23 protein-coding genes are annotated in these 25,401 nt (G+C 59.4%); 13 read left to right on the forward strand and 10 right to left on the reverse strand.

The genetic code is table 11. The annotated features are described in order from the left end of the window. Nucleotides 1-7: 7 nt before the first annotated feature. The 3 genes from BM035_RS05020 (at nucleotide 8) to coaD (ending at nucleotide 2,987) form a co-directional block, all read left to right on the forward strand. The gene (locus BM035_RS05020) at nucleotides 8-646 is read left to right on the forward strand and encodes a hypothetical protein (protein WP_092030527.1); all 639 of its coding nucleotides are present in this window, start codon (nucleotides 8-10) and stop codon (nucleotides 644-646) included. Between the two features lie 28 nt (nucleotides 647-674). Then, nucleotides 675-2,270 (forward strand): GMC family oxidoreductase, encoded by a 1,596-nt coding sequence (locus BM035_RS05025; RefSeq protein WP_092030528.1) that lies wholly within the window; start codon nucleotides 675-677, stop codon nucleotides 2,268-2,270. Nucleotides 2,271-2,510: 240 nt separating this feature from the next. Beyond that, nucleotides 2,511-2,987, forward strand: coding sequence for a pantetheine-phosphate adenylyltransferase (gene coaD, locus BM035_RS05030; protein ID WP_062786015.1), 477 nt, complete (start codon nucleotides 2,511-2,513; stop codon nucleotides 2,985-2,987). A gap of 62 nt (nucleotides 2,988-3,049) precedes the next feature. On the opposite strand, the gene BM035_RS05035 is transcribed toward coaD, so the two are convergent. The 5 genes from BM035_RS05035 to BM035_RS05055 all read right to left on the reverse strand — a co-directional run bounded on the left by BM035_RS05035 (nucleotide 3,050) and on the right by BM035_RS05055 (nucleotide 9,115). After that, nucleotides 3,050-4,339: a DUF945 family protein gene (locus BM035_RS05035; RefSeq protein WP_092030529.1), complete on the reverse strand. Its 1,290-nt coding sequence runs from the start codon at nucleotides 4,337-4,339 to the stop codon at nucleotides 3,050-3,052. Nucleotides 4,340-4,361: 22 nt separating this feature from the next. Beyond that, nucleotides 4,362-6,503, reverse strand: coding sequence for a polyphosphate kinase 1 (gene ppk1 / locus BM035_RS05040; RefSeq protein ID WP_053113181.1), 2,142 nt, complete (start codon nucleotides 6,501-6,503; stop codon nucleotides 4,362-4,364). A 49-nt stretch (nucleotides 6,504-6,552) separates the two neighbouring features. After that, nucleotides 6,553-7,572 carry a porphobilinogen synthase gene (gene hemB, locus BM035_RS05045; RefSeq protein ID WP_008173501.1) on the reverse strand — a complete coding sequence of 340 codons (1,020 nt, stop codon included), beginning with the start codon at nucleotides 7,570-7,572 and terminating at the stop codon, nucleotides 6,553-6,555. Between the two features lie 141 nt (nucleotides 7,573-7,713). Next, the gene (locus BM035_RS05050; RefSeq protein WP_254775371.1) at nucleotides 7,714-8,667 is read right to left on the reverse strand and encodes a lipase secretion chaperone; all 954 of its coding nucleotides are present in this window, start codon (nucleotides 8,665-8,667) and stop codon (nucleotides 7,714-7,716) included. A 226-nt stretch (nucleotides 8,668-8,893) separates the two neighbouring features. Next, nucleotides 8,894-9,115, reverse strand: coding sequence for a hypothetical protein (locus tag BM035_RS05055; protein ID WP_008173503.1), 222 nt, complete (start codon nucleotides 9,113-9,115; stop codon nucleotides 8,894-8,896). Nucleotides 9,116-9,387: 272 nt separating this feature from the next. Here BM035_RS05055 and BM035_RS05060 point away from each other — a divergent pair, with 272 nt between their 5' ends. From BM035_RS05060 to panP, 4 genes are all read left to right on the forward strand, one after another. Continuing rightward, nucleotides 9,388-10,020 carry a TetR/AcrR family transcriptional regulator gene (locus BM035_RS05060; protein ID WP_008173505.1) on the forward strand — a complete coding sequence of 211 codons (633 nt, stop codon included), beginning with the start codon at nucleotides 9,388-9,390 and terminating at the stop codon, nucleotides 10,018-10,020. A 2-nt stretch (nucleotides 10,021-10,022) separates the two neighbouring features. Next, nucleotides 10,023-11,723 (forward strand): isovaleryl-CoA dehydrogenase, encoded by a 1,701-nt coding sequence (locus BM035_RS05065; protein WP_008173507.1) that lies wholly within the window; start codon nucleotides 10,023-10,025, stop codon nucleotides 11,721-11,723. Between the two features lie 161 nt (nucleotides 11,724-11,884). Further along, entirely contained in the window at nucleotides 11,885-12,229 is a 345-nt protein-coding gene (locus BM035_RS05070) for a DUF503 domain-containing protein (RefSeq protein ID WP_053113183.1), read from the forward strand. Nucleotides 12,230-12,416: 187 nt separating this feature from the next. Beyond that, the gene (gene panP / locus BM035_RS05075; protein WP_008173510.1) at nucleotides 12,417-14,093 is read left to right on the forward strand and encodes a pyridoxal-dependent aspartate 1-decarboxylase PanP; all 1,677 of its coding nucleotides are present in this window, start codon (nucleotides 12,417-12,419) and stop codon (nucleotides 14,091-14,093) included. A 187-nt stretch (nucleotides 14,094-14,280) separates the two neighbouring features. Here panP and BM035_RS05080 read toward each other — a convergent pair whose 3' ends face one another. Beyond that, complete coding sequence (locus BM035_RS05080; protein WP_008173512.1) at nucleotides 14,281-14,547, reverse strand: hypothetical protein; 267 nt, start codon at nucleotides 14,545-14,547, stop codon at nucleotides 14,281-14,283. 89 nt (nucleotides 14,548-14,636) lie between these two features. Then, on the reverse strand, nucleotides 14,637-16,196 hold the full coding sequence (locus tag BM035_RS05085) for an inorganic phosphate transporter (RefSeq protein WP_053113184.1): 1,560 nt from the start codon (nucleotides 16,194-16,196) through the stop codon (nucleotides 14,637-14,639). 209 nt (nucleotides 16,197-16,405) lie between these two features. Here BM035_RS05085 and BM035_RS05090 point away from each other — a divergent pair, with 209 nt between their 5' ends. The 3 genes from BM035_RS05090 (at nucleotide 16,406) to BM035_RS05100 (ending at nucleotide 20,696) form a co-directional block, all read left to right on the forward strand. Continuing rightward, nucleotides 16,406-17,509: a GGDEF domain-containing protein gene (locus tag BM035_RS05090; RefSeq protein ID WP_092030532.1), complete on the forward strand. Its 1,104-nt coding sequence runs from the start codon at nucleotides 16,406-16,408 to the stop codon at nucleotides 17,507-17,509. 79 nt (nucleotides 17,510-17,588) lie between these two features. Beyond that, on the forward strand, nucleotides 17,589-18,035 hold the full coding sequence (locus tag BM035_RS05095) for a flavodoxin (protein ID WP_008173520.1): 447 nt from the start codon (nucleotides 17,589-17,591) through the stop codon (nucleotides 18,033-18,035). An 81-nt stretch (nucleotides 18,036-18,116) separates the two neighbouring features. Further along, nucleotides 18,117-20,696 (forward strand): EAL domain-containing protein, encoded by a 2,580-nt coding sequence (locus BM035_RS05100; RefSeq protein ID WP_092030534.1) that lies wholly within the window; start codon nucleotides 18,117-18,119, stop codon nucleotides 20,694-20,696. Nucleotides 20,697-20,700: 4 nt separating this feature from the next. On the opposite strand, the gene BM035_RS05105 is transcribed toward BM035_RS05100, so the two are convergent. From BM035_RS05105 to BM035_RS05115, 3 genes are all read right to left on the reverse strand, one after another. Then, entirely contained in the window at nucleotides 20,701-21,558 is an 858-nt protein-coding gene (locus BM035_RS05105; protein ID WP_092030536.1) for an acyl-CoA thioesterase, read from the reverse strand. Between the two features lie 134 nt (nucleotides 21,559-21,692). Then, nucleotides 21,693-22,847 carry an FAD-dependent oxidoreductase gene (locus tag BM035_RS05110; protein WP_092030537.1) on the reverse strand — a complete coding sequence of 385 codons (1,155 nt, stop codon included), beginning with the start codon at nucleotides 22,845-22,847 and terminating at the stop codon, nucleotides 21,693-21,695. A 58-nt stretch (nucleotides 22,848-22,905) separates the two neighbouring features. After that, nucleotides 22,906-23,073 carry a rubredoxin gene (locus BM035_RS05115; protein ID WP_008173532.1) on the reverse strand — a complete coding sequence of 56 codons (168 nt, stop codon included), beginning with the start codon at nucleotides 23,071-23,073 and terminating at the stop codon, nucleotides 22,906-22,908. A gap of 266 nt (nucleotides 23,074-23,339) precedes the next feature. Here BM035_RS05115 and BM035_RS05120 point away from each other — a divergent pair, with 266 nt between their 5' ends. The 3 genes from BM035_RS05120 (at nucleotide 23,340) to ubiA (ending at nucleotide 25,398) form a co-directional block, all read left to right on the forward strand. Further along, nucleotides 23,340-23,897, forward strand: a complete 558-nt coding sequence (locus tag BM035_RS05120) for a hypoxanthine-guanine phosphoribosyltransferase (protein ID WP_092030539.1) — start codon at nucleotides 23,340-23,342, stop codon at nucleotides 23,895-23,897. Beyond that, nucleotides 23,878-24,441, forward strand: coding sequence for a chorismate--pyruvate lyase family protein (locus BM035_RS05125; RefSeq protein WP_092030540.1), 564 nt, complete (start codon nucleotides 23,878-23,880; stop codon nucleotides 24,439-24,441). The genes BM035_RS05120 and BM035_RS05125 overlap by 20 nt, the downstream gene beginning before the upstream one ends. A 69-nt stretch (nucleotides 24,442-24,510) precedes the next feature. Beyond that, the gene (gene ubiA / locus BM035_RS05130; RefSeq protein ID WP_092030542.1) at nucleotides 24,511-25,398 is read left to right on the forward strand and encodes a 4-hydroxybenzoate octaprenyltransferase; all 888 of its coding nucleotides are present in this window, start codon (nucleotides 24,511-24,513) and stop codon (nucleotides 25,396-25,398) included. Nucleotides 25,399-25,401: the final 3 nt, after the last annotated feature.

Genomic DNA, 25,401 nt, shown 5'->3' on the forward strand with positions numbered 1-25,401 from the left:
CACACCCATGCAGAAACAGATCCCTGATCCGTCAGGACACCCTCAATTTGCCGATCTCAACCGCCGAAGCTTTCTAAAAACCGGACTTGGCGGTGCCGTGTTTCTGGGCACCGTCAGCGTCACCGCCGGGCTTAGCGGATGCGCCACGCAGCCGGCGGGCCGGCTGAGTGCAGTTGGCACCCGGATGGACGCCAGCTACCAGTTCCGGTTTTTAAACGAGGATGACATTGCGCTGTTCGAAGCCTTGTTGCCCGCCATGATTGGGCCGGGCTTGCCAGAGCAGCCACAGGCCAGAAACCTGGCAATTGCCGGAACGATCGAACGAATTGATGCCGGTATCCACAAGTTCGGTCCGGCCAACCAAAAGGAACTGCGGCAAATGTTTGATCTGCTGAACTTCGGGCTCACCCGGGTGACCGTTGCCCGGGTCTGGTCCAGCTGGCCGAATGTGACAACGGCGGAAGCCGACGCGTTTCTGGAGCGCTGGCGCACCAGCCGTATCGGGCTGTTCAACAATGGCTACATTGCGCTGACCAAGATCAGCAACGTGGCGTTTTATGGCTATCGGGATTTCTGGCACCTGTCCGGCTATCCCGGACCACCGCAATACGCGGTCGACGCATTGCCACAATTCCAAAACGCCTGATTGCCAGCTGATCTGACGGAGCACAAACATGTCATTGACCGATCGTATTGCCCAGGGCCTGGAATCAGGCTGGAACGTCACCGATAGCGCCCTCCTGACGCAAAACCTGACCGCAGAAGCGGACGTTGTTGTTGTCGGAACCGGCGCCGGTGGCGGCACCACCGCCGAGATTCTGGCCCGCAGCGGGTTGTCCGTGATACTCGTGGAGGAGGGCCGGCTTTACTATCAGAAAGACTTCAAGATGGACGAGCAGACCTCCTATGCCAACCTTTACCAGGAAGGCATGAGCCGGGTAACCCGGGACGGGGCAATCGCCATTTTGCAGGGCCGCTGCGTGGGCGGTTCCACCACGGTAAACTGGACTTCCAGTTTCCGGACACCGGCGCCCACGCTCAATTACTGGGCCGAGCAGTTTGGCCTGGACGAACTTCGGCCGGACGCCATGGCGCCCTGGTTCGATGGCCGGGAAGAACGCCACTCCATGGCCCCGTGGCAGGTCGACCCGAACGTCAACAACGACATCTTGCGCCAGGGCTGCGAAAAACTGGGCTACAGCTGGCAGATCATTCCCCGCAATGTGAAAGGATGCTGGAACCTGGGCTATTGCGGCGTCGGCTGCCCGACCAACGCCAAACAGGGCGCCCTGATGACCACCATTCCGGGGGCGCTCGATAACAACGCCCGGCTATTCCACAGCCTGCGCGCCGACCGCCTGGTAATGAACCAGGACCAGATCGACCATCTGGAAGCGTCTGCGTTTGCCGATGATGGCGTCACCCCGACCGGCATCAAGGTCAATCTCAAAGCCAGACACTTCGTGGTCGCCGCCAGCGCCATCGGCAGCCCCGGCCTGCTACTTCGCTCCAACATCCCGGACCCGCACCAGCGGATCGGCAAGCGTTCGTTCATCCATCCGGTCAACGCCACCGTCGCCCAGATGCCTCAGCGCGTTGATCCGTTCTATGGCGCGCCCCAGTCCATCTACTCGGACGAATTCAACTTCCGAAACGGCGTCGACGGCCCGGTTGGTTACAAACTCGAGGTACCACCGCTGCACCCGGGCATGTCCAGCGGCGTCATACCCGGCCACGGCGAAACCCAGATCAACAACATGGCCGGCCTGCCCCACATGCAGTCCGTCATCGCCCTGCTCCGGGACGGCTTCCACCCCGAAAGCCCCGGCGGCACGGTCTCCCTCCGCGACGACGGCAGCCCGGTACTGGACTACCCCGTCAGCGACTACCTCTGGAAGGGCATCCGCGAAGCCTTCCACACCATGGCCGAAATCCAGTTCGCCGCCGGTGCCGAAAAAGTCCGCCTGATGCACCTGGATTCCGACTGGTACACCAACTGGACCGACGCCAAAGCCGCCATCGACCAGCTCCCCATGGCACCCCACCGCGTCCGCCTGTTCACCGCCCACCAGATGGGCGGCTGCGCCATGGGAAGCAATCCGCAAAACTCGGTCGTCAACGGCTTTGGTGAACACCACCACGTTGGCAATCTGAGCATCCACGATGCCTCGATCTTCCCAACCAGCATTGGGGCAAACCCGCAACTATCGGTCTATGCGCTGGCGGCAAGAAACAGCACGAGGCTCGCACAAAGACTTACCGCGACCTAACAAGGATCGGGGCGGCAAGCTCCATTGCTAGCTCGCATGTGGGCCGCCCCTCCTCCCGGGAATGTCGAAGGCCATGGATGGCCTGAGCCAAGCGCACAGGGATGTGCTTGTAGCGTTTCCCGGGAGGAGGGGCGGCCCACATGCAGTAACCGAGGCCACGCAGGCCTGCATAAAAGTCCCGGACTACAGCACCAACGGTGATCCTGATATCCTGTTTGCCTTAAACAAAAGGAGCTGCGCATGTCCAAAGTCATCTACCCGGGCACCTTCGATCCCATCACCAACGGCCACACCGACCTGATCGAACGGGCCGGCCGAATGTTTGATGAAATCGTCGTCGCCATTGCCTACAACCCCAAGAAACAGCCACTTCTCGACCTCGAAGAACGCTGCGAACTGGTCCGCCAGGCAACCGCGCACCTCCCAAATGTCACCGTCACCGGCTTCAGCAACCTGCTCGCCGACTTTGTCCGTGAACAGGGCGCCACCGTGATTCTTCGCGGGCTCCGGGCAGTGTCTGATTTCGAGTACGAATTCCAGCTGGCCGACATGAACCGCCGGCTCGCGCCGGAAGTCGAAAGCGTTTTCCTGACGCCGGCCAACCACCTGTCCTACATCTCCTCCACGCTGATCCGGGAAATTGCATCCCTGGGTGGCGATGTCTCGGAGTTTGTTGATCCGGCGGTAGAGGCTGCCCTGAAAAAGAAGTTCAGCTGAAGCTGAAATTACAAAAAAAGCCCCGACCAGCGGGGCTTTTTTATGGCAATGAACCTGCGGCGTCAAAGCAACGGCGGCAAAGGAATTTCCACACCGTTCACGTCCAGCACAAGATCTTTCATACTGGCATCAAGCACCAGCCGGTCGCCTTGCTCTACCAGCAGCCCCTGCTTAATCAGCGGTGCCAGCTGTAACCGGAATTCCGGGTATTCCTCCGCGAGCGCGACGGGCAGACTGAGATCCATTTTGCCGGTCAACTGCTGCATCACCATCAGCATTTCGGCTTTCTGATCCGCCGTCAGCTCCGGATGGGCGATCCGGGCGCTGCCTTCAATCACACCCTCCGGGGTTGTCACGGTCAGCTCTGGAAAACCAACCGAGAACCCCGCTGCTGCCAAATCCCGAACGGCGGCATTCACCTGCTGCATGGCGGCCATCTGCTGCTCGAACTGCTGGGGACCGCCAGAGGCCTGAGTGATAGCCAGCGCCTGCATGGATGAAAGGCTTTCGGTCAGGTTACTCCAGGCCGCCACATCCAGCCCGGACAATGCGAACACCAGTCTCTGGGGACCATAACGCTCATCGGCCGTTGAAACGCCAGCGACCTCGAACGTCATTCGTGAATCCAGGCGTTCACCATCGTTGACCGGCTCGCTGCTGCTAAGAACCGAAATCCCCTGAAGCATGAACGGGGCTTCCGCTGCCGGGGTCACAGCAACCGATTCCACCGCAATCTCGCCGGAGCCGGTCCAGACCTCACCGGTCAGATGACTCATGGTTTGCTCGAGGCGGAAGTCGCTGACCTGGATATCCAGGTCCGGACCGGACAGTGTTACTCCCGGCCAGACCATCAAGGCATCGGCCTGAGAACCGGCGTCACTAACCTCAATTCTTGCCAAGCCGCCACTTGAGGCCAGGGTCTCCCCGGTATCCGGGTCCGTCAAGGTCATCTGGGGCGCTTCGAGTTCGAGAACAGCAGTACCCCAGAGACGGGTTTCCAGGGTCAGCCTCGGCTCCTCACCGGAGAACCAGTCGGTATCGCCGGCGGCCCAGCCATCCTCGGGCTGGAAATCCATCAGGCTGCCGGTCACGCCATGGGTCACATTGGCCCGATAGGCAAGCTTCTGGGATTCACCGGTTTCCGGATTGATCAGGTTCACCGAACCTCTGAAACGGGCTCCGAGAATACCTCTCTCATAGTTATCCGTTTCCATGCGAAGGAAGGGTTGTGCATCGTTCACCTCCGCTGTTGCCTGGTGCCACTGCTGCTCAGTTACGTATCCCACGACCCAGGGCAGGCCGCCCGCTACAGCCAGCACACCAGCGCCGGCAATCATCCATTTGGTGTTCAAACAACTTTCTCCAGTTCGGGAATCAGGTTTTTCCGGTCAGCCGTTCAAGCAACACCAATTGTGAGGCAAGGCGCTCTTCACCTTCTGCGGGCTGGTTCTGAATATAACTGCCGTCCGGTTGCAGTACCCAGGACTGGCAATTGTCGGCCAGGTAGGTATCCAGATCTTCTCTGACCCGGGCGGCAAGATCAGGATCGTCCAGGGGGAAAGCGGTTTCCACCCGGCTGAGCAGGTTCCGTTCCATACCATCGGCACTCGAACAGTACACATCCGGGCGGCCATTGTTGCCAAAGTAGTAGACACGGGTGTGCTCCAGGAAGCGGCCAATGATCGACCTCACCCGAATATTCTCCGAGAGGCCCGGCACTTCCGGACGCAGACAACAGATGCCGCGGATGATCAGATCGATTTTCACACCGGCCTGTGAAGCCCGGTAAAGCGCCTTGATCAGCTGGATTTCCGTCAATGCATTGAACTTGAAGATGATCCGGCCCTTGTCCCCAAAGCCCGCTTCCCGATCAATCAGGCTCAGTAGCCGGGGATGGAGGGTGAAGGGCGAATGAAACAGCTTCTTGATCTTCAGGGCCTTACCCATGCCGGTAAGCTGCTGGAACAGCTTGTTGACGTCGTCGCTGATGGACTCATCGCAGGTCATGAAGCTGTAGTCGGTATACAGACGGGCGTTACCGGCATGGTAGTTACCGGTGCCCAGGTGCACATAGCGGCGCAGCCGTCCCTCCTCACGCCTCACAATCAGAATCATCTTGGCGTGGGTCTTGTAACCAACCACGCCGTATACCACGATCACGCCCGCTTCCTGCAGCCGACTGGCCAGCTCGAGGTTCTCGGCCTCACTGAATCGCGCCCGTAACTCGATAACCGCGGTAACCTCCTTGCCGCGGCGGGCCGCATCCGCCAGCGCCTCGACAATCTCCGAGTCTGCCCCCGTCCGATATAGGGTCTGGCGAATCGCCAGAACCTGAGGATCCTTGGCGGCCTGGCGCAACAGATCAACGACCGGGCTGAAATTTTCGTAAGGGTGCAACAATAGAATCGGGCGCTTGCGAATGGCATCGAACATCGATTCCTTGCTGCGTATCAGCTTGGGAATCGACGGCGAAAAACCGGAATAGGTGAGGTCCGGACGGTCCACCAGCCCTCCGACCGCCATCAATCGGGTCAGGTTCACCGGGCCATGGACCTGGTAAAGATCGCGCTCGGTCAGACCGAATTCCTTCAGCAGGAACTGAACCAGCTCTTCCGGGCAGTTGTCGGCAACCTCAAGGCGCACGCCGTCGCCAAACCGGCGGCTGAGCAGCTCACCACGCAGGGCCGAGGCCAGGTCTTCCAGATCGTCTTCAAGCTCAAGGTCGGCGTTACGGGTCAGCCGGAACTGATAGCAGCCTTTCACCTCCATGCCGGGGAAGAGCTCGTCGGCGTGGGCGTGGATCATGGACGACAGGAACACCAGGTTTTCGCCACCATTGCAGACATCATCAGGCAGACGGACCAGGCGGGGCAGCGAACGCGGAGCCGGCACAATCGCCATGCCGGTTTCCCGCCCGAAGGCGTCCTTGCCGTCCAGCTCAACAATGAAGTTCAGGCTTTTGTTGACCAGACGCGGGAACGGGTGCGAAGGATCCAACCCGATGGGGCTGACCACCGGCAGGATCTCCTCCTCGAAATAAGTGCGCACCCACTCCGCCTGCTCCGGCGTCCACTCCCGGCGCCGGACAAAGTGAATGTTCTGCTCTTCCATCTCGGGAATCAGCACATTGTTCAGTATGTCGTACTGCTCGCGAATGTACTCGTGAGCAACACGGCTGATCTCCGCCAGGGCCTGGTCCGGCATCATGCCATCGGCACCAACGGTCTCACGGCCGTATTTCATCTGCTGCCTTAGACCGGCCACACGGATCTCGAAGAACTCGTCCATGTTGCTGCTGAAAATGCAGCAGAAAATCAGACGATTGATCAACGGGTGCGTCGTATCCAGGGCCTGCTTGAGCACGCGGTAATTAAACTGGAGCTGGCTCAGTTCCCGGTTGAAGTAATTTTCATTGGCATCCAGGTTGATCTCCTCACCAACCGGGGGCACATCCACCGGCGCAGGCACACTCCGGTCATCCCCTGCCGTCTGATTCTTCGCCGTTTCCGTTGTCATGATTCCTCGATTCCAGTGTGTTCGCCACTGCTGGCGAATGATTTTGGCCTTATCCGCGCTGACGATCCCGCATCAGTCGGGCCGCGCGCACGGCAAAGTAGGTCAGGATTCCGTCGGCCCCGGCTCTGCGCATGGCCATCAGGCTTTCCATCATCACCGCATCCCCGTCGAGCCAGCCGTTCTGGGCTGCGGCCATATGCATGGCGTATTCGCCACTGACCTGGTAAACAAATGTTGGTACCCGCAATTCCGTCTTCACCCGGTGCACGATATCGAGATACGGCATACCGGGCTTGATCATCACCATGTCTGCGCCTTCGGCCAGGTCCATCGAGACCTCATGCAATGCCTCGTCACCGTTGGCCGGATCCATCTGGTAGGTCGCCTTGTTACCCTTGCCGAGATTGGCGGCCGAGCCTACCGCATCACGGAAAGGCCCGTAATAGCTTGATGCGTACTTGGCAGAATAGGCCAGGATCCGTGTGTTCACATGGCCGCCGTTTTCCAGCGCTTCGCGAATGGCACCAATACGGCCATCCATCATGTCAGACGGTGCGACCACATCGGCGCCCGCATCGGCATGGGAGAGCGCCTGGTTGACCAGTGCCTCGACCGTCACGTCATTGAGGACATAACCGTCGTTATCGATGATGCCGTCCTGGCCATGGGTGGTGAACGGGTCCAGCGCCACGTCTGTAATCACTCCGAGTTCCGGGTGGGCCGACTTGAGGGCGCGAACCGCTCTCTGCGCCAGACCATCGGAATCCCAGGCTCCGGAGCCGGAGAGATTTTTCTTCTCGGCCGGAACTACCGGAAACAGGGCAATTGCCGGGATACCCAATTCGACCAGCTCCGCCGCCTGTTCAACCAGCAGATCAATGCTCAGGCGCTCCACTCCCGGCATTGAGGGCACCTGTTCCCGCTGGCCCTCACCCTCCAGCACGAATACCGGATAGATCAGGTTGTCCGGCGTGAGCTGGTTTTCCCGAACCAGGCGACGCGAGAAATCGCTGGCCCGGTTACGGCGTAAGCGGGTGGCAGGAAAAGTACGGGGAGTCGGAATCGGCACTGACAACCTCCTGAATGGCTGAACAAAAAGTCTGATGGACCGTCTCGGCATCCGCCGGGCGCCCTTTGCGCCATCATACACGGCCGGCGCCGCTGGTTGCAGACTCCCCTGGCAGGATAGGGCGATTAAATGACAGGTTAATTACCGTATCGAATCCAGCGCCTCGGCTCGAACCTGTTCGGTTTCATTGAAGTGGCTGGCCCTGAGACGCTCCAGCGCCTGTTGACGTTCCGGCTCGGCAAGCCCGGAGGACAATAGCCGGTCCCGCTCCTGTGAATAGACTTGCCAGCGGCGGTCCCAGTTCTTTTGTTCCTCCTCAAGGCGGGCCAGCCTGTCCGCCGCGGCTTCCCCAAAGGCCTCCTGACGCCAGGCCTCGAGCGCCCGGGGATCATCCGCCAGCTCCCGGCGCACCTGTTCATAGTCTGCAAACCGTCGGGTCTCCTCCCTGGCCTTGCGGAGCGGCTCCGGCAAGGCAGACTCGGCCTGGCGAAGAGCTTCTGCTTTCTGCTCATCGGTCAGGCTGTCATTGCTTGCGATCCTGAGTTTTTCGATCTGGAAGCGGTCGACTGCCTCATCGTCAGCAAAGAAAGCGGCGGCGGTATCGGCATCAAGCCAGGTCCGCCGCAGTGCCTGGATCTCTGCCATCCTTCGCTGCATCTCACCCGCGCCAAGCCCGGACACCTCACCATAGCTTTGTTCCAGCTCAGAAACCGCAAGTTTGTATTCCAGGTAGTTTCCAAGGGTTACCAGGGCCTGGGATCTCGCTGGCTCTTCCAGGCCCGACAGCGCCGCTTCAATGCGCGCCACCAACGCTTGCAGCGATTCCTCTCCCAGGGCTGACAGGAAATACTCGAACAGCTGTCGCAGATGCGGGGTCGGGACAAGATTGCCGAACCTGTCCGTTCGGGCCCAACCATCCGGGACCGAGGTGCCGGCCAGCGAGGCTGGCAACTGCTCGGGAACACGGACCGTGGAAGCGTTGTTTACCAGGTCGGAGGGCGCAGAAGAGGCCGCCCCCTTGTTCAGTGATTTCAGAGACTCATCAACAGGCGCCGATACGACCGGCTCACCCTCGGCAGCCGGATCTGTCGTCATCAGCCAGAAGCTGACAACAGCTGCTATGATCAGTAGCAAAACAAGGAAAAGATGGATTCGGCGCTTCATTACCACACAGGAGTCCAGATTACGGGTGACTGGCGATTTGCCCGGGCTAACGGCGCAAAATGATAATGAACGAGGATAAACGACGCTGACAGGTCATACCGAGACAGGGATCAAAAACGGAGCCGGGGCGAAGCGCCCCGGACTGCCGTCTGAACGTTCAGAGGGAGCGGTTGTTAAAACCCACTTCCACCTTGCGAGGTGTATCAGAACGGAAGGAGGTATCTACTTCCTGGATCCTTCCGCCCTGGCTCAGGAACGCTTCGATGTCTGCCTGCAACTGTGCGCGAACGCGGGCACGGCCGGCGATGGAATGGTTGTCGTCACTGTCGCTGGTCCAGCTTCCGGACTGCTCCAGGTTGCTTTCGTCGAATTCACTCATGATCTTTTCTCCATCAACGAAAACAGATGGTCGAGTGCTGCGACCCCGCAGGGAACCTCACTCCGTATCGACGAAAGACCGCCTGCGGCTTCGTCTTGGCGTCTTTATAATCTGCTTTTCGTGACCACGCTATTTATTGGCAACGACTTTTTTGTAAATTTTTGTAAATCACAACAAACAATTGAATTACATGCGAAAATTTTATATTCGTCTGTAGATCAAAAAATTGACAGAAAGAATGAATAGTGATTCACTGCTTATAGGGAGCCCGAATGGCCTATCGAGAAACGGAAAAAATGCGCCAGCGCAAGGCGGAGGCGCGCAAACGGATTGTGGACTGCACTTATCAGTGCGTGGCCGAAGGCGGTTTTCGAAGCGCGCGGGTTACCCGGATCGCCGGGCTGGCCGGCGTTGCCACAGGAACTATCTACCGGCACTTCGAGTCCAGAGAGGACCTGTTCGCCGAGATTTTCCGGCTGGCAACCCAGCGGGAGGTCGACAAGGTCGCCGAAGCTCTGGCCTCCGATGGCAACGCCGCCGAGCGGCTTGAGCGGGCACTCAGACAATTTGCCGAGCGGGCACTGAAAGGCCCGCAAATGGCCTGGTCACTGATCGCCGAGCCGGTGGACCCGAAAGTGGAAGAAGAACGACTGGCATACCGCAAGGCGTACGCCAACCTGTTCGAAAAAGCGATCCGCGAAGGCATTGAAGAAGGATGCATCCCGGATCAGGACGCTCGCCAAAGCAGCACCTGCCTGGTGGGCGCCATAGCGGAAAGCCTGGTTGGCCCCCTGTCACCGACACAGACCAGCCAGGCCACCAGCACAACAGAAGACAACAATGACCCGCTGGTCAATTCCATCATCTGCTTTTGTATGCAGGGGTTGACCGGCACCAGGAGGTAGCTATGAACGCGCGGCAGCCCGGGCCAGAGACGCCATCAAACGACCAGGAAGATCGCTACCTGGCCAGCACCCACGAGGTCTTCAACCAGCCACCGGCCCTGGAGAACTATAACCTGTTCGAACAGGACATTGCCCTGCAGGAAGCTGCCCTCCGGGAGGGCGCCGGTAAAGCTGCCGAGGACCTCAAGGCATTCGGAGCCCTGGCCGGGGCCGCGCAGACCATTGACCTGGGGTTTCGCGCCAACGCCAACAAACCGGTCTTCAACACCCATGACCGTTTCGGCCACCGCATCGACGAAGTGGACTTCCATCCGGCCTATCATGAGCTGATGCGGATTGCCTTCGACAATGGTCTCCACAGCAGCCCCTGGAGCCATCCAGGCCAGGGCGCGCATGTTGCCCGCGCAGCCAAGTACTACATGCACTCCCAGGTGGAGGCCGCCCACTGCTGCCCTGTAACCATGACCTTTGCCGCCATCCCGTCAATTCGCAAGCAGCCGGAACTGGCGGCCGACTGGGAAGCCAGGATCCTGGCCGACAGCTACGATCCCCGCAACCTGCCGGACAGCCAGAAAAGTTCCGTGACCATTGGCATGGCCATGACCGAGAAACAGGGTGGCAGCGACGTTCGCGCCAACAGCACCAGGGCCTACCCGATCGGCGCGGGAGGCCCGGGCCAGGCCTATGAGCTGGTGGGTCACAAATGGTTTGTCTCTGCTCCCATGTGCGACGCTTTCCTGGTACTGGCTCAGACACAGTCAGGACTGTCGTGCTTCCTGATGCCCCGCTGGCGCCCGGACGGCACCAAGAACCCCTGGCAGGTCCAGCGCCTCAAGAACAAAATGGGCAACGTTGCCAACGCCTCCAGCGAAGCCGAACTGCGCGGCGCCCTTGCATGGATGGTTGGCGAGGAAGGCCGCGGCGTGCCCACCATCATTGAAATGGTGGCCATGACCCGCTTCGACTGCATGATCGGCAGCTCCGCCGGCATGCGTCAGGCCATCGCCCAGGCCAGTCACCACTGCCGTCACCGCAGCGCCTTCGGTGCCCGCCTGATCGATCAGCCTCTGATGCAGAATGTTCTGGCCGACCTGGCCCTGGAAAGCGAAGCGGCACTGGCCTATACCATGCGCATCGCCCGCGCCCTGGACAACCAGGACAAAGAACACGAACGACTGCTGGCCCGCCTGGCCACACCGGTCGGCAAATACTGGATCTGCAAACGCACCCCGAACCATGCCTATGAGGCCATGGAATGCATCGGCGGCAGCGGCGTGATGGAAGACTGCATCATGCCCCGGCTGTTCCGGGAATCTCCCGTCAACGCCATCTGGGAAGGCAGTGGCAACGTTCAGTGCCTGGACACCCTGCGCGCCCTGCAAAAAGAGCCTGAAACCCTCGACGCCTTCTTCAAGGAAGCCGCTGAAGCCAAAGGCGCCGATCGCCGCTTCGACCAGTTCCTGGCGCAGCTGCAACACGACTTCGCCGACATCAGCGATTTCCAGTACCGCGCCCGAAACCTGGTCGATCGCATGGCCCTGGCCCTGCAGGGCTCCCTGCTGCTCCGCCACTCGGATGCCGCCGTCGCCGACGCCTTCTGCGCCTCGAGACTCGAGTCCAGTGGCGGCATGAACTACGGCAACCTGCCCTCGGGCACCGATCCGGCAGCCATTATCAAACGGGCAACGCCTGTAGTAGGCTAAGTTGCTATTGGAAGCCCACTGAGAACTCTGAGAGTCGATGGGGAATCCCCTCCCAAAAATGTGCGGAGCCATGGATGGCGGAGCCCAAGCGCCACAGGGATGTGCCGCAAGGAGCGTTTTTTGGGAGGGGATTTCTCATCGACTCCAGCACGGAATCAAAGATGTCAGAAGCCCTGAGAAAACTCCTGCGGGAAGGCCAAAAGCCCCAACAGCCGGTTATAACGCCCCACGTGGGCGTACTGACCCTGCACTTCCAGCTCTACGGCTGCGACGACCTCAAAGCCAAACGCAAAGTCTTCACCGCCCTGAAGGCCGTCTGGGGCAAAGAACCCGACCTCGCCGTCGCCGAAACCGCCGACCAGGAGGCTCTCGACTGCGCCACCTGGACCATCGCGGCCCTGGGCACCTCCTCACAGCAGATTACCCAGCGTCTGGACCAGATCGAAAAAGCCATCGAAGAACGCGTGGATGCTGCCATACTGGATATACACCGGGAAATACTCTGACCGTATAACCCCGAGGGCCGCGTGTGGCGTAACCTGTCGCCAGGCCGTATACTACGCCCCCTCAGGGATGCCAGTGCGCCTGCCAGCGGCAGGCGACCAGACATTAATGCCGGACAGCAATGCCGGCCGTATCCGCAGGGCATCCGGAACCGGCCCTTCGGATGACCACTGATTGTGAGTGGCGCCTATGACCGGAAAGAAAAAATCCGCCCAGGCCTCGGTAGAGGCCATGTATCGCGTATTCACGGTGCCCGAGGCGCCGGAATCGACGCTGAGCCGGATTGACCAGAACATCTCCCGCAATCTTGCAGGCTTTCTGCAGGAGCACATCGTTGCGGTAGAACGGGACCTCTCGGATGTGGAGAAAGACTTCTCCGACTACAGCATTCCCGAGAAGCCGGTCTTTGTGTCTGAACAGGCCCAGTTCCTGCTCGACAAACTGGTGGCCAACTCCGTTCACACCGCCTCACCAGCCTTTATCGGGCACATGACCTCAGCGCTGCCGTATTTCATGCTGCCGCTGTCGAAAATCATGATTGCCCTGAACCAGAACCTGGTCAAAACCGAAACCTCCAAGGCGTTTACACCCATGGAGCGCCAGGTGCTGGGCATGATTCACCGGCTGGTATACCAGGAAGACGGCGCCTTCTACCGCAAGTGGATGCACGACCCCCGTTACGCCCTGGGTGCCATGTGCTCTGGTGGCACAGTCGCCAACCTCACCGCCCTGTGGGTCGCCCGCAACCGGGCCTTCCCGGCCGAGGGTAGCTTCCGCGGACTGCACCAGGAAGGCCTGTTCCGGGCTCTGAAATACTACGGCTACGAAGGCGCCGCCATCGTCGTCTCGCGCCGCGGCCATTATTCCCTGCGCAAAGCCGCCGACGTACTCGGCCTGGGCCGGGAATCCCTGATTCCCGTGGATACCGACGACGAAAACCGCATCAACACCGATGCCCTGCGGGACAAGTGCCTGGAACTGCAGCGCCAGAAAATCAAAGTCATGGCCATCTGCGGCGTGGCCGGCACCACCGAAACCGGCAACGTCGACCCTCTGGACGCCATGGCCGACATCGCCCGCGAATTCGGCGCCCACTTCCACGTGGACGCCGCCTGGGGCGGGCCCACGCTGTTCTCCCGCACCTACAAACACCTGCTGCGCGGTATCGAGAAGGCAGATTCCGTCACTTTCGACGCCCACAAACAGCTCTACGTCCCCATGGGCGTGGGCCTGGTAGTCTTCCGCGACCCGAGCCTCGCCAGCGCCGTGGAACACCACGCCCAGTACATCATCCGTAAAGGCTCCCGGGACCTGGGCAGCACCACCCTCGAGGGCTCACGGCCCGGCATGTCCATGCTGATCCACTCCGGCCTGAAAATCCTGGCCCGGGAAGGCTACGAGATCCTGATCGACCAGGGTATCGACAAGGCCAAGACCTTCGCGGAAATGATCGAAGCAGAACCGGATTTCGAACTGGTCACGAGACCGGAACTGAACATCCTGACCTACCGCTACTGCCCGGAAAACGTCCAGGAAGCCCTCGCCTGCGCCGACCCGCTGCAGGCGGAAAAGCTCAACACCTGTCTGAACCGGATTACCAAGTTCATCCAGAAAACCCAGCGGGAACGGGGCAAGGCGTTCGTGTCACGTACCCGACTGGAGCCGGCCCGTTACTACAACTTCCCGTGCATCGTGTTCCGGGTGGTACTGGCCAACCCTCTGACGACCAAAGAAATCCTGGCCGACATCCTTTCGGAACAGAGAGAGTTATCACGGGATGAGGGCATAGAGGATGAGATCAGCATCCTGCACCAGATGGCGGATGCGGTATTGAAGCAGGCGACGCCGAACGCGAGACAGGCCTGAAGAGTCCAGAAGACTTAGCCATGGCGATTTTAGGCAACAACCATGGCTCAGTTGAGCCGGGCGGGGGATGGTTCAAAAACTGTGCGGAGCCAGGGATGGCGGAGCCAAGCGTACAGGGACGTATTCACAGCGTGTTTTTGAACCATCCCCCGCCCGGCTCGCTTCTCCCAAGCCTGCAGACAAGGCCTTAGTACAGGGCCTCTTCATCATCCAGAACATCATGGATGATATCCAGGAACATCTTATCCGCCTCACTCCAGTTCTCGGGAATCCGGATATTGGTGCTGGCACTGATTTCCTGCGCAATCAGCTCCTCGGCATTCGGCTGACCCCGGTGCTTGCGAGCAATCTCCATGGACTTGACGGCAATGGTCGGGTCGCTCAAAACCTTCTTGATGAAGGTCCTCAGCTCATTAATCATCTTCGCCTGACGGCCTTCAACGGATGAACTCATACTTCACTCCACGGACAAATAGGCTTGAGGGGTGAAACACCCCTTTTTACAGATAGTATGACCAAACTCGGTTTATACAACCAGCCCGGTCAGATCAACAAGCCTCGCAGGGTGAAGAACAGAATCGCTGCCATAATGGCCGATGCCGGTACGGTGATGATCCAGGCTGCGGCAATGCGCACCAGATGCGAACGCTTCACCAGCTCTTCCCGGTAGATCTTCTTCAGGCGTTTACGCTCGGACTTGGACAGAGGGACCTGCTTTTTCTTCTTGGCCCGCTTGAGCAGGTTCTCCATCTCCTCAACCGACGCATTGCGGAAATCATCCAGGAACGGCTTCAGACGCTCCTGCTCGGCAGGATCATGGTGCTCCATGATCTTGTGCAGCTGGGTTGCGTAGTTGGACTTCAGGTACTCCCGAAGGAAGCCAACGCCGAACACGCCACCAATCGCGATATGGGTGGAGCTAACAGGCAGGCCAAGCTGAGACGCAAGGATCACCGTGAGCGCTGCCGAAAGCGCGATGCAGAACGCCCTGGTCTTATCCAGTTCGGTGATTTCGCTGCCGACGGTCTTAATCAGGCGTGGGCCGAACAGCATCAGGCCAACGGCCAGACCCAGGGCACCCACCATCATGACCCACAGGGGAATATTCGCTGACATAACCACCGAATCAGCCGAGAGGGCATCGTTAATGGCAGCGAGCGGACCAATGGCGTTCGCCACGTCGTTGGCGCCGTGGGCGAAACTCAGCAGTGCCGCGGCAAAGATCAACGGCCAGGTAAACAGGGTATTCACGCCTGCCGAGCTGTTCTCCATGGTCGATGCCATGCGGCCCACCAGGGTGCGCATAACGAAGAACACCACGGCGGCCGCGGCAAGCCCGATCAGCGTCGCCTCGAGAAAATCGACTTTGACGATCTTCTTGACGCCCTTGATCATCAGGTAGGTGCCAAAGGCCCAGGCCATGATCGCCACCAGCCAGGGAACAAAGGTCCTCGCGGCCGGAATGACCTCTCTTCGATAGAGCACAGTCTTCTTGATCGCAAACAGGAACAGGGCTGCCAGAGCACCGCCCAGCACCGGCGAAATCACCCAGCTGGCGGCAATCTTGCCCATCACCGCCCAATCAGCAATACCCCAGCCACCGGCGGCGATACCGGCACCCAGAACGCCGCCAACAATGGAATGGGTTGTAGACACAGGCGCGCCCATCCAGGTGGCCAGATTCAGCCAGAGGGCGCCAGCCAGGAGGGCGGCGGTCATCAGCCACACGAACGCCCTGCTCTCTTCCAGATTGGAGGGATCAATGATGCCACCCTTGATGGTGGAGACCACATCTCCGCCGGCGATGATCGCGCCACCGGCCTCGAAAACGGCTGCGATGAGCACAGCGGCACCCAGGGACAGGGCACCAGAACCCACCGCTGGCCCCACGTTGTTGGCAACGTCATTGGCGCCAATGTTGATCGCCATGTACCCGCCAATCACCGCGGCGGCCATCAGCAACATACTGTTGGGCATTCCCTGGCTGAATGATCCGACAGTCAGCCACACGCCAAGTAAGAAAAGCAGGCTGATGCCGACCCTGTATCGTTCCGTGGTAGGGCTGGTGAGAAGGGTATCCAGGAATCCGCTCGAACGGGCCATAACAGATCAGGTCTCGTTTAGTCTGTGAGGATTGGGGGCGAACACTTTCGCGCGGCAACTATAATTTTTTTGACATGAAAATGAAATAAAACGGTCACAATTCACACAGACTAAACACATCACAGACTCGAGTGCAAAAACGCACTAAATTGACTCATAATCCCGGACATAAGCGCCAAAATCACAAAAACAGCAAAAAAAAGGTTCCCATGCCTCATTCAACTTCCTCCGGACAGCTCGCTGCCGGCGAACGGGAAGACGGCCAGGTCTCGCGTCTGCTCACCTGGCTCTCGGCAACCGCTATCGCTTTTCTGGTTGGCATCGGTACCAAGGCCTGGTTCGCCGGACACGAGACCCATGCCTGGGTGCTCTGGTCCTTCATCGGTCTGATTGCCGTGAACATGCTGCACTTTGCCAGCACCGGCAACCGGGCACGCCAGAAAGCCGGGATGATCGTTATTGTCGGCCTGCTTTTCACCTACCTGATTGCGTCCGGCGGCGAGAGCAACACCGGGCCACTCTGGTTTTATGTCTTCCCCCCTCTCCTGTTTTATCTGACCGATCTCAAAACCGGCACGGCGGTTCTGCTTTTCTGCTACCTCGTTGCCGTCGTGGTGTTCCAGTTTCCCGGGCTTCCTCTGGTCTCCGCGGAATACAGCATGGATTTCAAGATCCGGTTTTTCGCAGCCCTGACCTTCGAATCCATTTTCTGTTTCGTGCTTGAAGCCAGCCGCCTGAAGGCACGCAATGAACTTCTCACCCTCGCCGAAACCCATGAGCATGCAGCACGAACCGACGAACTCACCGGGCTGGCCAACCGGCGCGACATGCAGAATCGCCTGGGGATGGAGTTTTCCCGTTACCAGCGTTCCGGCCACCATTTCTCCATTGCCCTGATCGATCTGGACCTGTTTAAACAGATCAACGACCAGTTCGGCCACGATGCCGGTGATGACGTCCTGCGCGAGTTCGCCGGACTGATAAGAACGGTGATCCGGCAGGCGGATGTCGCGGCCCGATGGGGCGGTGAAGAATTTCTGGTGTTATTGCCTGACACTTCACTGCTCCAGGCCCTGAGCCTGGCTGAAAGACTGCGGTCGCAAGTTGCCAGGCACCCGTTCCGGTTCAGAGATCAGGCATTACCGGTAACCATCAGCGCCGGTGTCTGCTCCATCGCCAAGGCCCGGTCACTTGACGATCTTCTCAAACAGGCCGACCTGAACCTCTACAATGCCAAGGAATCCGGGCGCAACCGGATAGCACCGCGGGTTCGAAGCCAGGAAAGCGAACCTTCCCCCACCCACTCGCCTTGAGGCGAGAAAGCACTCCCGCTATGATCGTGCGCCACCGAACGACCGTATGAACAGTGCCAAGGCAGCGAGCAGATAACCTATGACATCAATCAGAATCCTGGTGGGCAGCGTCTATGGCGGCGCGCTCCTGACGGCCAGAACGCTCAAGAAAGAGCTTGAGGGGGAAGGTCACCACGTGACCGTGTTGGAAAATCCGGCACTGGATGACATCACGTCGAACAACGATGCGCTACTGGTATGCACATCGACAACCGGACAGGGCGAGCTTCCGGCCAATCTGCTGCCCTTCTACCTGGACCTGAGGGACCAGTTGCCACAACAACCCGGCCGGCCGTTTGGCATCATCGTCCTGGGTGACAGCTCCTACGGAGATACTTTCTGTGGCGCTGGCGACCTCATGGAGGAAGCGCTTTACGAAACCGCTGCCCGTAAGGTTGGTGACACGCTTCGGATTGATGCCCTGGAAACCATGGAACCGGAGGCCGAAGCGCTGCCCTGGGTCCGGGGGTGGCTGGAGCAGATCTGAGACACGGCTACAAAAATTTGCCAATCAGGCTCTGCCAGCGACTTGAGCCGCCAAAGACGACACGCCATACTCCCAGAGACAATGACAATTAAGCGGTACGACGTGGCATCCACCCTCTGGCTTCGTTTACTGATAACACTTTTGCTGTTATCCGGCCTGTCCGCCCCATCCTTCGGGGCCGAGGATTCCTATGTTCCGCAAATCGAGTACCTGCGCGTTGCCCCCGACAACAAGCTGACGGTCAGTGAAGCCCTGGCCTCCGACAGCTGGCAAACTCTCGAGGAAAAAAGTCCGAATTTTGGCTATATCCGCGATACCGTCTGGCTTCGGTTTCCGGTATCGCAGCCGGCGACCATCAACCTTCTTGAAGTTCGCTACTCGCAATTGGATAAAGTGACCTTCCACCTGATTGAGAACGGCCGAATCGCACGGCGGGTGGAGACCGGAGACCACGTTCCGTTTGAACAGCGCCCGATACTGCACCGCCATTTCCTGTTCCCCTTCGAGCAAAGCATAGCCAGCGAGTACCAGATTCTGCTGGAGGTGCGCACCGAGGGGGCCATGCAGATTCCGGTTCGTCTCTGGAACGCCCAGGCGTTCTTCGAGCATTCTTCCACCGAAGACCAGATGCACGCGCTTTACTACGGCATCCTGATCACGGTGATTTTCTTCAACCTGTTTATTTTTGCCGCGCTACGAGAGCCGGTATACCTGCTCTACGTGCTCTCGACACTCGGCTATCTATTACTTATCGGAAGCCTGAATGGCTCAACTTATCAGTTTCTCTGGCCTGACAGCCCTGCCCTACAGAATCAGATCATGTTGCTGGCTGTGCCTTTCTCTCTTTTCTTCACCCTGGTGTTCTCCCGCTCATTCCTGAAACTTGAACACACCGGGCCTGTTCTGAACCGGCTCGTACTGTTCATGATCTCACTGAATGCAGTGGTTGGTCTGATGACATTCTTTCTGGACTACAGCACGGGCAGCCGACTGACCGTGGCCCTGGCAATACCCAGCTGCCTTTTGCTCACTGTTCTGGGGCCCGTGCAATGGTGGAAGGGGAACCCGCAAGCCGGTTATTACACGGTGGCCTGGGCGGCACTGACACTGGGCAGCGCAATAACCGCGGCCAACAAGTACGGCCTGCTGCCAAACAATTTTGTGACCACCTACGGTATGCAGATTGGGTCGGCACTGGAGGCCATTCTGCTCACGCTGGCCCTCGCGGCGCGAATTTATCAGGAACGCCAGGACAAGGTTGACGCCCGGGAAGCCGAACTGAATGCTCTGGCAGCACGACGGTCAGCAGAGCTGAAACTGATGGATCATGCGCTGCATAATCCCCTTACCGGCCTCCCCAATCGGAGCAGCCTGGAAATGATGCTGAACGACCTGATGCTGCGCAGCCCCGAGCGACGCTATGGCGTCGCCGTCATCCACCTGAATAACCTGCAGTCGGTCACGAAGACGCTGGGGCATCGCAACAGCGACCGCATTCTGGCGCTGGCATCCAAGCACTACAATGCCGTGGCGAGGGAGCTCCCGGGCGCCTTGCCGATTGAGCAGAGTGATCAGCGCAATTTCTACCTGGCGTCACTGGACCCACAGACATTCGCCTTTGTTGTCGACGCCGATGCAACCGGCCACGTTCCCAGAGCCATTCTGAAGGCGCTGGAGGGCATACGCTACCCGATCGACTATCTGGGCATGCAGATACCTCTGGACCCCGCCCTGGGAGTGGCAATTTTTCCCGAGCACGGCACCGATGCCAATACCCTGATACGTCGGGCAGTGATCGCTGAAGGATCCGACTCTGCGCGGGAACGTGGCATAGCCTATTACAAATCCAAAAAGGACTCCTACAGCGCCGACCGATTGACCCTGGTGTCGGAGCTACGGCATGCGCTCAATACCAACGAGCTCGCTCTGTTCATGCAACCCAAGCAGAGCCTGAAAACGGGTCGAATCGTCGGAATTGAGGTTCTGATCCGGTGGCCCGGCCGGGCAACCCCCATCCGCGCCGATGAGATTGTCAGTCTGGCGGAACAGACCGGTCTAATTAAACCTCTGACCCGGTGGGTCATTGAGCAATCACTGGAATTGCGCTCACACTTACTGGAGCGCGGCTGGCCCCTGAACATATCCATCAATATTTCGCCCAACAACCTGCGGGAACCGGACTTTCCCATCTTTGTTCAGCGTCTGATGAACAGCTATCACAGCCATCAGGGCTCGATTATTTTCGAGGTAACGGAAACGTCCATGATGCAGGACCCGGGCAACTCCCTGCGAGCGCTGAACTCACTCAGCGCCACCGGCATTCCGGTTTCGATCGATGACTTTGGGTCCGGCTACTCTTCACTGTCCTACATCAAGCAGCTACCTGCAAGCGAGGTCAAAATCGATCGGTCACTGGTCACCGAGCTGACCACCGAGGCGGAAGACCGGGTGATTGTGCAGACCACCATTGATATGTGCCACAGCCTGGGCTATCAGGTGGTGGCCGAGGGTGTGGAGGATGAGGTAACCGCCAATCTGCTCAGGGACATGGGCTGCGACATGATCCAGGGTTACCTGCTGACACCGCCACTGCCCTTCGACGAAATGATGGATTGGCTTGATAAGAATCACCAGCAGCCGGACCATCGCAAACTGGGCTAGCCGGCTAGGACCTCTGACGAATCAGTGCTTCCTGGGTAGTGGATGCCACCAGCACACCGTCCTGGTTGAAGAAATTACCCCGATTGAATCCCCGGCCGGCCGACGCACTGGGGCTGTCCTTGTCGTACAGCAGCCATTCGTCCATGCGGAAATCCCGGTGAAACCAGATGGCGTGATCCAGGCTGGCCACCTGCAGCCCCTTGCTCATGAATGTCAGGCCGTGGGGGTTCAGGGAAGTCCCGAGGAACTGGAAATCCGATGCGTAAGTCAGCAGGCAGCGGTGAAGCACGGGATCGTCCGGCAGGTGCCCCTGGGCACGAAACCAGCTCTGCTTATGGGGCGGGCGCTTCTCCGGCTTCAGGGGATTGACCGGGTTTACCGGACGGATCTCGATCGGGCGGTCCCGGGTCAGAATCGGCCGCATTTTTTCCGGCACCTGGGGCGCGAGCAGTTGGCCCCATTCCTGCTCCGAGCGAAGCGTTTCCGGGTCTGGCGCATCCGGCATGGTCAACTGATGCTCGAAACCTTCCTCGGCCACCTGGAACGACATGGAGCCGGTCAGGATTTCCTTGCCGTCCTGGCGGGCAATCACCCGACGTACCGAGAAACTGCCACCATCACGGACCCGCTGGACTTCGTAGTCGATAGGCATGTCCTGATTGCCCGGGCGCAGAAAGTAGGCATGGAGAGAGTGACAGAGGCGCCCTTCAACGGTTCGACTGGCGGCCATCAACGCCTGGCCAAGAACCTGCCCGCCAAACACGTTGGGAAAGCCCAGATCCTCGCTGTCACCCTGGAAGTGGTCGTCACCAATGGGCGAGAGATCCAGCAACTCCACCAGTTTCTTGGTTACCTCAAGCATGCCTGCTCCTGTGATTTCGTTAGCACACGAAGGAGTTTTCTACCGCAAGCGGCGAAATTTCGCAATGAAAAGCCGTCGCCGGCCAAGAGAAAGCAGCCCCGTGGTATCGGGGCTGCGGATTGGAGTCCGGCTAATCAGCCGTGTATCGGAGGCACTTCCTTGGACAGGGCCTGTTTCTCCATGGCATAGCTGCCGGTCACCGCAAACCCCAGTACATCGCCCCCGGCGCTCTTGAACAGCGCCTTGACGCTGGTGCCATCCTGCTCAATTTCCCAGTTGCCCTCGGCTTCCGACGGTGGTGGACAGACGGCGGTCGGGCAGCAGGGGGTCTTGATCATCACCGGCATGGTGCCATAGCTCACTTCGGTGAGCTCACCGAGCAAGGTTTTTGCAAGCGCCCGGGAACAGGCCATCAGCGGCAGGACATAAAGCAGCACGTGGCCGTCGACTTCGGCGCAATCACCGAGTGCGTAGACATCCGGCGCGGAAGTCTCGAGCGCGCGATTCACTACGATGCCCCTGGCCGTCTCCAGCCCGGCAGCCCGGGCCAGATCGGTCCTCGGGCGCAGGCCCACAGCGGACAGTACCAGATCAGCGTCCAGAGTCTCGCCATTGGCCAGGGTCAGACTGACTCCGTCACCCCTGCGGTCGATCCGATCAACCACGGTTCCGAGATGAAACCCGACCCCCAGATTCTCGAGCTCCTGCTGGACAGCATAGGCGGCCGCCTCCGGCAGCAGCCCCGGCATCACCTCCTCGGAAGGAGCAATCACGTCAATCTCGTAACCGCCATTGCGCAGGTCGTTGGCAAACTCACAACCAATCAGACCGGCTCCCATGATCGCCACCCGCTTGCCGTCGCCCAGGGCGTCCCGGAAGGCACGGTAATCCATCAGGTCATTGATCGAAAACACATGCTCCTGGCCATCACCGTCCAGGCCAAGCCGGATCACATCGGCGCCCCAGGCCAGAACCAGCTTGCTGTAAGCAAGGCGCTCGTCACCAAGAATCAGTTCGTGAGCCTCGGCATCAATGCCGGTGACCGTGGCAAAGGTCCGGATCCGGACATTCAGCTGCTCCGCCATGGCGTCGGTCCCGCCCTGGGCCAACCCGTCGGCATCTTTTCCTTTGGTAAAGCCGGTGGACAACATGGGCTTGGAGTAGCTCACGCCGTCGTCGGCTGTCACCATCAGAACCGGGGTCTCTTTGTCCTGCTTCCGGATTTCCCGTGCCAGCGAATAGCCGGATAAACCGGTGCCAACGATAACGATGGGGGCCTGTTCAGTCATAACCGCGTTCCTGTATTTTACGAACCTTGGCGGGTTTCACCTGCCGTGCCGGGTAATATCAGCCGATCTCGATCATTTCGAAGTCTTCCTTGCCGACACCGCAATCCGGGCAGACCCAGTCTTCCGGAACATCTTCCCACTTGGTGCCGGGCTCAATGCCGTCCTCGGGCCAGCCTTCGGCTTCATCGTAAATCAGACCGCAAACCACGCATTGCCACTTCTTCATAGGTTTTCTCCCAATTTTATCCGGGCGCAATAGTAATTGTCAGACAATCATGCACGCAAGTGTTTTTGTGCAGTAAACAGATACGAACAACTGTCGAATCAGGCCATCATACCCATCGCCCCTTAATTGACCAATGCCAATGCCGACGGTCCAGTTCGGGGTTTTCTGCCAATAGCCACAAATACAGATCTGACAACCGGGGCGGCCCCTCCCTTCTGTCGGCCCTCTCCGGTATAATCGCCCGTTTTACGACAGGACCGACCGATATGACCGATACCGTCGCCGAAATGAACCAGGTAATGGCCGAAGCCGACTGCCTGGTCGATGAACAGCAGGTGCAGACTGCAATCGGCAATCTGGCCGACGATATTACCGCCCGCCTGAAAGACAGTAACCCTCTGCTGTTCTGCGTGATGAACGGCGGGCTGATCCTGACCGGACAACTGTTACCCCGGCTCCGGTTTCCGGTCCAGGCCGAATACCTGCACGCCACCCGATACCGTCAGGAAACCACCGGCGGCATCCTTGAGTGGAAGCTCCAGCCCGAGGTCGATATGAACGGCCGCACCATCCTGATTGTCGATGACATTCTCGATGAGGGCACTACCCTGTGCGCCATCGCCGACTACTGCCGTGCCCACGGTGCCAGTGAGGTACTGACGGCGGTTCTGGTCGACAAGCAACACGACCGCAAAGCCCGCCGGGATCTGAAGGCCGACTTCACTGGCCTGGAAGTGGAGGACCGCTTCCTGTTCGGCTACGGCATGGACTACAAGGGCTACTGGCGCAATGCGCCCGGCATCTATGCGGTCAAGGGTCTCTGACATCGACAGTCGCCTGACCATACCTCCGACGGACTGGTATCAATCGCTGACCTCTGCCGGCCTCCGAAACCCGAAGGTTCACGGGCCGGCCCGGTACTGGCTGCAGGTGGAGGGCTCTTTTACCCGCGCACTGCAGAAACAGTGCAGCCGCTCCTTCCACGTTGAGGTCCGCCGCGAGGGTTTTGCAACGCCGACACTGGAAGAGGCCCGGCGTCTGTGCATCCCTCACCGCCAGTACGCCTGGATACGGGAGGTCAGTCTCTGTGGCGATAACCAGCCCTGGGTGCTGGCCAGGACAGTCATTCCCCTGAGATGCCTGGAAGGCGAGGGACGCCGGCTGTTGCACCTGGGCAACCGGCCTTTGGGCGCCTACCTGTTTACCAGCCCCCACTGGCAACGGGGCCCGTTGGAAACCGGCCTCTGCAAACCGGTCATACCCGGCCAGCCGGAACTGGCGCGGCGCTCCCTGTTCAGTGGCCACAACAGCTCCCTGCTGGTTGGCGAATACCTGCTGCCAGCCCTGTTTCAGCGAAACACGCTTTAACCGGCCTCCTGCGACTGGCTATAATCCCTGCACTTATTCAATTCGAAGAACACCAGACGGACGCACGCCATGCTGCCTGACGCTGTGCCAGAGCCTATCCAGCGCCGACTGGCCGATTATGCCAGTCTACTCAGAATCGATCGCCCGATCGGAACCCTGCTCCTGCTGTGGCCGACCTACTGGGCCCTATGGCTGGCCGGAGACGGCAGCCCCGCATTGGCTAATGTCATCATTTTCACCCTGGGCGTCTTCTTCATGCGGGCGGCTGGCTGTGCCATTAACGACTTTGCCGACCGCGACTGGGACAAGCACGTCAAACGCACCAAGGACCGCCCGCTCACCGCCGGCCGGGTCAAACCCTGGGAAGCGGTAGCGCTGTTCGCCGGCCTGTGCCTGGTTTCCTTCCTGATGGTGGTTCTATTCACCAACCCGCTGACCCTGTACCTGTCCTTCGGCGGTGCGCTGCTGGCGTTTATCTACCCCTTCATGAAGCGTTACACCCATCTGCCGCAGCTGTTCCTGGGAGCGGCCTTTTCTTGGGCCATCCCCATGGCCTGGGCGGCGGAAGCGGGCGAACTGAGCCAGCTCACCTGGCTCCTGTTCACGGCCAACGTACTCTGGACCGTTGCCTATGACACCCTGTACGCCATGGTGGACCGGGACGACGACCTGAAAGTGGGCATCAAGTCCACGGCCATCCTGTTCGGCGATGCCGATAAAGCGATCATTGGCATGCTGCAGGGCATGGTGGTTCTGATCCTGATCATGGTGGGCCATCGCGCCGAACTGGGCACGTTCTATTACCTGGGCGTCGTGGCCATGGCCTGCCTGTTCGTCTACCACCAGTATCTGGCACGGGAACGGGAACGTGAGGGCTGCTTCAAGGCGTTTCTCAATAACAACTGGGCCGGTTTCGCGGTTTTCGCAGGTCTGGTGATTGATCTCATCATTGGTTGAACC

Source organism: Marinobacter sp. DSM 26671, assembly GCF_900112835.1.
GTDB classification, from domain to species: Bacteria; Pseudomonadota; Gammaproteobacteria; order Pseudomonadales; family Oleiphilaceae; genus Marinobacter; species Marinobacter flavimaris.

Bases quoted from the DNA above. Each gene is read 5' to 3' on its own strand.
- BM035_RS05020 (WP_092030527.1), top strand. From the start codon at position 8: ATGCAGAAACAGATCCCTGATCCGTCAGGACACCCTCAATTTGCCGAT.
- BM035_RS05025 (WP_092030528.1), top strand. From the start codon at position 675: ATGTCATTGACCGATCGTATTGCCCAGGGCCTGGAATCAGGCTGGAAC.
- coaD (WP_062786015.1), top strand. From the start codon at position 2,511: ATGTCCAAAGTCATCTACCCGGGCACCTTCGATCCCATCACCAACGGC.
- ppk1 (WP_053113181.1), bottom strand. From the start codon at position 6,503: ATGACAACGGAAACGGCGAAGAATCAGACGGCAGGGGATGACCGGAGT.
- BM035_RS05050 (WP_254775371.1), bottom strand. From the start codon at position 8,667: ATGACGACAGATCCGGCTGCCGAGGGTGAGCCGGTCGTATCGGCGCCT.
- BM035_RS05055 (WP_008173503.1), bottom strand. From the start codon at position 9,115: ATGAGTGAATTCGACGAAAGCAACCTGGAGCAGTCCGGAAGCTGGACC.
- BM035_RS05060 (WP_008173505.1), top strand. From the start codon at position 9,388: ATGGCCTATCGAGAAACGGAAAAAATGCGCCAGCGCAAGGCGGAGGCG.
- BM035_RS05065 (WP_008173507.1), top strand. From the start codon at position 10,023: ATGAACGCGCGGCAGCCCGGGCCAGAGACGCCATCAAACGACCAGGAA.
- BM035_RS05070 (WP_053113183.1), top strand. From the start codon at position 11,885: ATGTCAGAAGCCCTGAGAAAACTCCTGCGGGAAGGCCAAAAGCCCCAA.
- panP (WP_008173510.1), top strand. From the start codon at position 12,417: ATGACCGGAAAGAAAAAATCCGCCCAGGCCTCGGTAGAGGCCATGTAT.
- BM035_RS05080 (WP_008173512.1), bottom strand. From the start codon at position 14,547: ATGAGTTCATCCGTTGAAGGCCGTCAGGCGAAGATGATTAATGAGCTG.
- BM035_RS05085 (WP_053113184.1), bottom strand. From the start codon at position 16,196: ATGGCCCGTTCGAGCGGATTCCTGGATACCCTTCTCACCAGCCCTACC.
- BM035_RS05090 (WP_092030532.1), top strand. From the start codon at position 16,406: ATGCCTCATTCAACTTCCTCCGGACAGCTCGCTGCCGGCGAACGGGAA.
- BM035_RS05095 (WP_008173520.1), top strand. From the start codon at position 17,589: ATGACATCAATCAGAATCCTGGTGGGCAGCGTCTATGGCGGCGCGCTC.
- BM035_RS05100 (WP_092030534.1), top strand. From the start codon at position 18,117: ATGACAATTAAGCGGTACGACGTGGCATCCACCCTCTGGCTTCGTTTA.
- BM035_RS05105 (WP_092030536.1), bottom strand. From the start codon at position 21,558: ATGCTTGAGGTAACCAAGAAACTGGTGGAGTTGCTGGATCTCTCGCCC.
- BM035_RS05110 (WP_092030537.1), bottom strand. From the start codon at position 22,847: ATGACTGAACAGGCCCCCATCGTTATCGTTGGCACCGGTTTATCCGGC.
- BM035_RS05115 (WP_008173532.1), bottom strand. From the start codon at position 23,073: ATGAAGAAGTGGCAATGCGTGGTTTGCGGTCTGATTTACGATGAAGCC.
- BM035_RS05120 (WP_092030539.1), top strand. From the start codon at position 23,340: ATGACCGATACCGTCGCCGAAATGAACCAGGTAATGGCCGAAGCCGAC.
- BM035_RS05125 (WP_092030540.1), top strand. From the start codon at position 23,878: ATGCGGTCAAGGGTCTCTGACATCGACAGTCGCCTGACCATACCTCCG.
- ubiA (WP_092030542.1), top strand. From the start codon at position 24,511: ATGCTGCCTGACGCTGTGCCAGAGCCTATCCAGCGCCGACTGGCCGAT.